General features: G+C 73.1%; 5 protein-coding genes. 4 read left to right on the forward strand and 1 reads right to left on the reverse strand.

Annotation, left to right across the window (positions count from 1 at the left end; translation table 11 throughout):
* From ACFU99_RS30085 to ACFU99_RS30100, 4 genes are all read left to right on the forward strand, one after another.
* Window positions 1-1,365: gamma-glutamyltransferase family protein (locus ACFU99_RS30085; RefSeq protein ID WP_384397998.1), on the forward strand; the 1,365-nt coding region annotated here is incomplete at its 5' end.
* Between the two features lie 101 nt (window positions 1,366-1,466).
* Window positions 1,467-1,979: a (2Fe-2S)-binding protein gene (locus ACFU99_RS30090; protein WP_384398000.1), complete on the forward strand. Its 513-nt coding sequence runs from the start codon at window positions 1,467-1,469 to the stop codon at window positions 1,977-1,979.
* On the forward strand, window positions 1,976-3,001 hold the full coding sequence (locus ACFU99_RS30095) for an FAD binding domain-containing protein (protein ID WP_384398002.1): 1,026 nt from the start codon (window positions 1,976-1,978) through the stop codon (window positions 2,999-3,001). The genes ACFU99_RS30090 and ACFU99_RS30095 overlap by 4 nt, the downstream gene beginning before the upstream one ends.
* The gene (locus tag ACFU99_RS30100) at window positions 2,998-5,103 is read left to right on the forward strand and encodes a xanthine dehydrogenase family protein molybdopterin-binding subunit (protein WP_384398004.1); all 2,106 of its coding nucleotides are present in this window, start codon (window positions 2,998-3,000) and stop codon (window positions 5,101-5,103) included. The genes ACFU99_RS30095 and ACFU99_RS30100 overlap by 4 nt, the downstream gene beginning before the upstream one ends.
* Window positions 5,104-5,150: 47 nt before the next feature.
* Here ACFU99_RS30100 and ACFU99_RS30105 read toward each other — a convergent pair whose 3' ends face one another.
* Complete coding sequence (locus ACFU99_RS30105; RefSeq protein ID WP_384398006.1) at window positions 5,151-5,705, reverse strand: isochorismatase family protein; 555 nt, start codon at window positions 5,703-5,705, stop codon at window positions 5,151-5,153.
* Between the last annotated feature and the right edge of the window lie 180 nt (window positions 5,706-5,885).

Consider the following 5,885-nt stretch of genomic DNA (forward strand, 5'->3'; position numbering starts at 1 on the left):
CCCGCCACCTGGGACACCGCCCTCGACGCCTGGGGCACCCGGTCGCTGCGCCAGGTGCTGAAGCCCGCCGAGCGCATCGCCCGCGACGGCTTCACCGTCGACGCGACCTTCCAGAAGCAGACCGCCGACAACGCGTCCCGCTTCAAGGACTTCCCGGCCACCGCCAAGCTCTATCTGCCCGGCGGCAAGCCGCCGGCCGTCGGTTCGACGCTGAAGAACCCCGACCTCGCGCGCACCTACGAACTGCTCGGCGAGAAGGGCGTGGACGCCCTGTACGACGGGGAGCTGGGCCGCGACATCGTACGCACCGTACGCAAACCGCCCGTCGACCCGGCGTCCTCACGCGTCGTACGGCCGGGCGACCTCACCCGCGACGACCTGGGCGACTACGCGACGAAGCGTCAGAAGCCCACCCACACCACCTACCGCGGCCTCGGCGTCTACGGCATGGCGCCGTCCGCCTCCGGCGGCACCTCCGTCGCCGAAGCCCTCAACATCCTTGAGAACAGCGACCTTTCGCGGCTCGGTGAGAAGCAGTACCTGCACCGCTACATCGAGGCCAGCCGCATCGCCTTCGCCGACCGCGGCCGCTGGGTCGGCGACCCGGCGCAGGAGGACGTCCCCACCAAGGGGCTGACCTCGCAGCGGTTCGCCGACTCGCGGGCCTGCCTCATCAAGGACGACGCGGTGCTCACCAGCCCCCTGGCCCCCGGCGACCCGCGCCATCCGCGGCCGTGCGCCTCGACGGGCGAGGCCGCCCCGACCACGTACGAGGGCGAGAACACCACCCACCTGACCGTCGCCGACAAGTGGGGCGACGTCGTCAGCTACACCCTCACCATCGAGCAGACCGGCGGCAGCGGCATCACCGTGCCCGGCCGCGGCTTCCTCCTCAACAACGAACTCACCGACTTCTCCTTCGCGCCCGCCGACCCGGCCGTGCACGACCCGAACCTCCCCGGCCCCGGCAAGCGTCCGCGCTCCTCGATCTCCCCGACCATCGTCCTCGACCGCCATGACCGGCCGCTCTTCGCGCTCGGCTCGCCCGGCGGCGCGACCATCATCACCACGGTCCTCCAGAGCCTCCTCAATCACGTCGACCGCGGCATGCCGCTCGTCGACGCCATCGCCGCGCCCCGCGCCAGCCAGCGCAACGCGGCGACCACCGAGCTGGAACCGGGGCTGTGGAACAGCCCGGTGCGAGGCCAACTCGAAGCACTGGGGCATGTCTTCAAGCTCAACCCGGAGATCGGCGCGGCGACCGGCGTGCAACGGCTGCCCGACGGCCGCTGGCTGGCAGCCGCCGAACCGGTGCGGCGCGGTGGCGGATCCGCGATGGTGGTACGCCCGGCCGATCGTCGCTGACCGACGTAAAAACCCTTGCCCGAGAGCCCACTTCAGGCTGTACACAGGGGACGGTGCACGTTCCGTCCCCTGTGCACCGTCCCCTGTGGAGGAGGACTCCGGTGGGCACGAGTCTCCAGCCGACGCTGTATCTGACGGTCAACGGCGACAAATACGAGGTGCCCGCACCCGACGTGCGGGCCACCCTCCTGGACACGCTCCGCGAACGGCTCGGGCTGACGGGCGCGAAGAAGGGCTGCGACCGCGGCGAATGCGGCGCCTGCACCGTGCACCTCGACGGTCGCCGCGTGCTGTCCTGCCTGACGCTCGCGGTCGCCGCCCAGGACGCCGAGGTGGCCACGGTCGAGGGCCTCGCCACCGACGGCGAACTCCACCCCATGCAGTGGGCGTTCCACGACAACGACGCCTTCCAGTGCGGCTTCTGCACCCCCGGCCAGCTGATGTCCGCGGTCGCCTGCGTACGGGAGGGCCACGCCTCCTCGCCCGACGAGATCCGCGAATGGATGAGCGGCAACCTCTGCCGCTGCGCCGCGTACCCGCAGATCACCGCGGCCATCGCCAAAGTCGCCGGAATCGCGGAGACGGGGACGGGGACGGAGGGCGGGCGGTCATGAAGGAGTTCACCTACGCCAAGGCGCACGACACGGACTCGGCGCTCACCGCGCTGCGCACCCCCGGCACCCAACTGATCGCCGGGGGAACGGAGTTGCTCAACTGGCTCAAGGAAGGCATCGAAACCCCCGACCACCTCGTGGACATCACCGCGCTGCCGCTCACCGGCATCGACACCGGCCCCTCGGGACAGCTGCGCATCGGCGCGCTGGCCCGGATGAGCGACCTGGCCGCCCACCCGGAAGCCGCCCGCGAACGCCCGGTCCTCGCCGAGTCGCTGCTGCTCGCCGCCTCCCCGCAGCTGCGCAACATGGCGACCATCGGCGGCAACCTCCAACAGCGCACCCGCTGCCCGTACTTCCGCGCCGATACCCCGCTGCCCTGCAACAAACGCACACCTGGCACCGGCTGCGCCGCCCTCCAGGCGGGCGACACGGCCCAGCACGCCATCTTCGGCTGGACCCAGGAATGCGCCGCCACCCACCCCTCCGACCTCGCGGTCGCGCTAGCCGCCCTCGACGCCGACGTCCTCGTCAGCGGGCCCGGCGGCGAACGGCGGATACCCGCGACCGCCTTCCACCTCACGCCCGAGGAAGCGGAGCCCCACCGCCATACGGCCCTGGAACCCGACGAGCTGATCACCGCCGTCGAAGTGCCGGCCCGCCCCTCGGCCCGCCTCTCCCACTACCTCAAGCCGCGGCAGCGGGCCAGTTACGAATTCGCGGTCGTCTCGGCCGCCGCGACCCTGGAACTCACGGTCGGCGACACCATCGGCTCCGCCCGCATCGCCCTCGGCGGCGTCGCCCACCGCCCCTGGCGGCTCACCGCCGCCGAGGAGGCCCTGCGCGGCACGGCACTGGCCGACACCGACGCCCTGCGCGCGGCCGTCGCCATCTCCTTCGCCGACGCCCGGCCCCTGCCCGACAACGGCTACAAGGTCGAACTCGCCCAGCGCGCCGCCGTACGGGCCCTGCGCGACGCGGCCCGCCGACGCGAGCCCGGCGCGAACGGAGGCCCCCGATGAACGCACCACTCCCCACCGGCCTGCGCCGCCCCGACGGCCCCGCCAAGCTGACCGGCGCCGCCCGCTACTCCGGCGACACCCCCGCCGACGGAGCCGCGTACGCCGTCCTCGTCGGCGCGACCGTACCGACCGGCCGGCTCACCGCCCTGCACACCGAGGCCGCCCGCGGCGCGCCCGGCGTCAGCGCGGTGCTCACCGCCGACGACCTGCCGGAGATGCCGCTGGGCCCCCTCGTCCAGCCGCTGCCCATGCGCCGCTCCGATGAAGGCGCGATCCGCCACGAGGGCCAGCCGATCGCCATCGTCCTCGCCGACAGCTGGGAGCGGGCACGGTACGCGGCCGGGCTCGTCCGGGCCGAATACGCCGACGTGCGGCGGGCCGTGGTCTTCGACGAGGCCCCCGACGACGTCGAGCGGGAACCGCTCCTCTCGCCGCCCGACGAGACGAAGGGAGACGTCGAGGCGGGGCTGGCCGCGGCGCACACCGTGATCTCCGGCACGTACACGACGGCCGACCGGCACCACAACCCCATGGAGCCGTCGGCGACGTACGCCCGCTGGGACGGCGACCGGCTCACCGTGCACGACAGCGTCCAGTCCATCGGGCTCACCCAGCTCGCCCTGTCCACCGCGTTCGGCATCGCCTTCGAACAGGTCCGCGTCCACTGCCCGTTCATCGGCGGCGGCTTCGGCTGCAAGGGCTACATCTGGCCGCATCAACTGCTCACCGCCGCCGCGGCCAGGGTCACCGGACGGCCCGTCAAGCTGTACCTGACGCGCGCTCAGATGTTCACGTCCTGCGGCCACCAGCCCACCACCCGGCAGACGGTGACGCTCGGCGCGGACGCCGACGGTCGGCTCACCGCCCTGCGCCACACCTCCGCCAACGCCGCCTCACGGGACGGCGACCACGCCGAGGGCGCGACGGAGGCCAGCACCTGGATGTACGCCAGCCCGGCCATCGAGGTCCGGCGGCGCATCCGGCACACCGACCGGCCCGAACCCACGCCGATGCGCGCGCCGCACCAGGGACCCGGCATGTTCGCCCTGGAGTCGGCGATGGACGAACTGGCGTACGCGACCGGCGTCGACCCCGTCGAACTGCGGCTGCGCAACGAGCCGGACACCGACCCGATGACCGGCCTCCCCTTCTCCTCCCGCGAGCTGCGCGCGTGCCTGCTGCGGGCCAGCGAACGGTTCGGCTGGCGGGCCCGCACGCCCGCGCCCCGCTCGATGCGCGACGGCGACGAGCTGATCGGCTGGGGCATGGCCGCCGCGACCATGGACACCTTCCGTTTCGCCTCCACGGCCCGGGTGCGCATCGACGCCGACGGGAACGTCGTGGTGGAGTGCGGGACCCAGGAGATCGGCACGGGCCTGCCGGGGGTGATCGCCACGATCGTCTCCGACGTGCTCGGCACCGACCCCGACGCGGTCGAGGTGCGGTTCGGCGACACGGAGCTGCCGCCCGCGTGGATGACGGCGGGCTCCTCCGCCACGATGGGCGTCGGCTCGGCCGTACACGCCGCCGCCACCGAACTGAGCGAGAAGCTGGCCGGCCTCGGCGGCCGGCCGCTGGACGCCGTCGGCTCCCTGGAGGCCGAGGCGACCTGGGGCCCGGAGGAGGGCTCGGACCTGGCGGGCCGCTCCCGCACGTACTCGATGCACACCTACGGCGCGGTCTTCGCCGAGGTCCGGGTGGACGAGGAGCTGGGGCTGGTCCGGGTGGCGCGCTGCACCGCCGGGTACGCGGCGGGCCGCATCGTCAACCCGCTGACCGCGCGCAGCCAGATGACGGGCGGGCTGGCCTGGGGGATCGGCCAGGCGCTGTTGGAGGAGTCGCGGTTCGACGGCCGCTTCGGCCGCTTCGCGTCCAAGAACCTCGCCGGGTACGCCGTCCCCGTCAACGCCGACATCCGCGAACTCGACGTCTTCTTCGTCGACGACCACGACCCGCACGCCAGCCGCCTCGGAGCCAAGGGCATCGGCGAGCTGGGCGCGGTCGGGGTGGGGGCGGCGATCGCCAACGCGGTGTTCCACGCTACGGGCGTGCGGCTGCGGGATGTGCCGATGGGGATCGCGGAGGTGATGCGGGCCGGGTGACGCGCGTACGGGCCGAGGGGCGAGCGTACGCGCGCGGGGCCCAGTCGTCAGCCGAGCAGCTCGATGACGGCCTTCGTCGAGTCCAGCTCGCCCAGCCGGGGGAAGATCTTCTCGATGCTGTTGCGGTGGGCGTCGGCGTCCATGTCGGTGACGGCGTCCGTCGCGATCGTCACGTGGTAGCCGTGCTCGTGCGCGGCGCGCGCGGTGGACTCGACGCCGATGCTGGTGGCGATGCCCGCGAGGACGATCTGGGTGACGCCCCGGCGGCGCAGTTCGAGGTCGAGGGCGGTGCCGTGGAACGCGCCCCACTGCTGCTTGGTGACGGTGATGTCGCCGGGCTGTCGGCCGATCTCGGCGACCAACTCGGCCCAGTCTGCGGGCAGTTCACCGCCGCGACCGCCTGCGGCCTGGGTGCGGCCGGGCGCGCCGCCCGTGACGTTGACGAGGACCACCGGCAGCCCGCGCTCGCGGAACGCGGCCGCCAGCTCGGCGGAGCGCGCGACGACGTCGGCGGCGGGGGAGAAGGTCGGCAGGGCGGTGATGCCCTTCTGGAGGTCGATGAGGACGAGCGCGGTGTTGGCGTCGAGGGTGGTGGCAGGCATGTGCTGTGCTCCTATGATTAATTGACGGTGCGTCAAGCCGATGTCCCGGCGCGGGTGGTACGCAGGGCGCGGTCGGCGGTGGTCAGGATGATCAACAGCAGGCTGAGCCCGCCGCTCACGACGGCGATGTCGTGCAGCCCGGAGTCGGTGGCCCGCTGCCCGCCGCGAGGAGGACCAAGG

Source organism: Streptomyces sp. NPDC057654 (assembly GCF_042800135.1).
Taxonomy (GTDB): domain Bacteria; phylum Actinomycetota; class Actinomycetes; order Streptomycetales; family Streptomycetaceae; genus Streptomyces.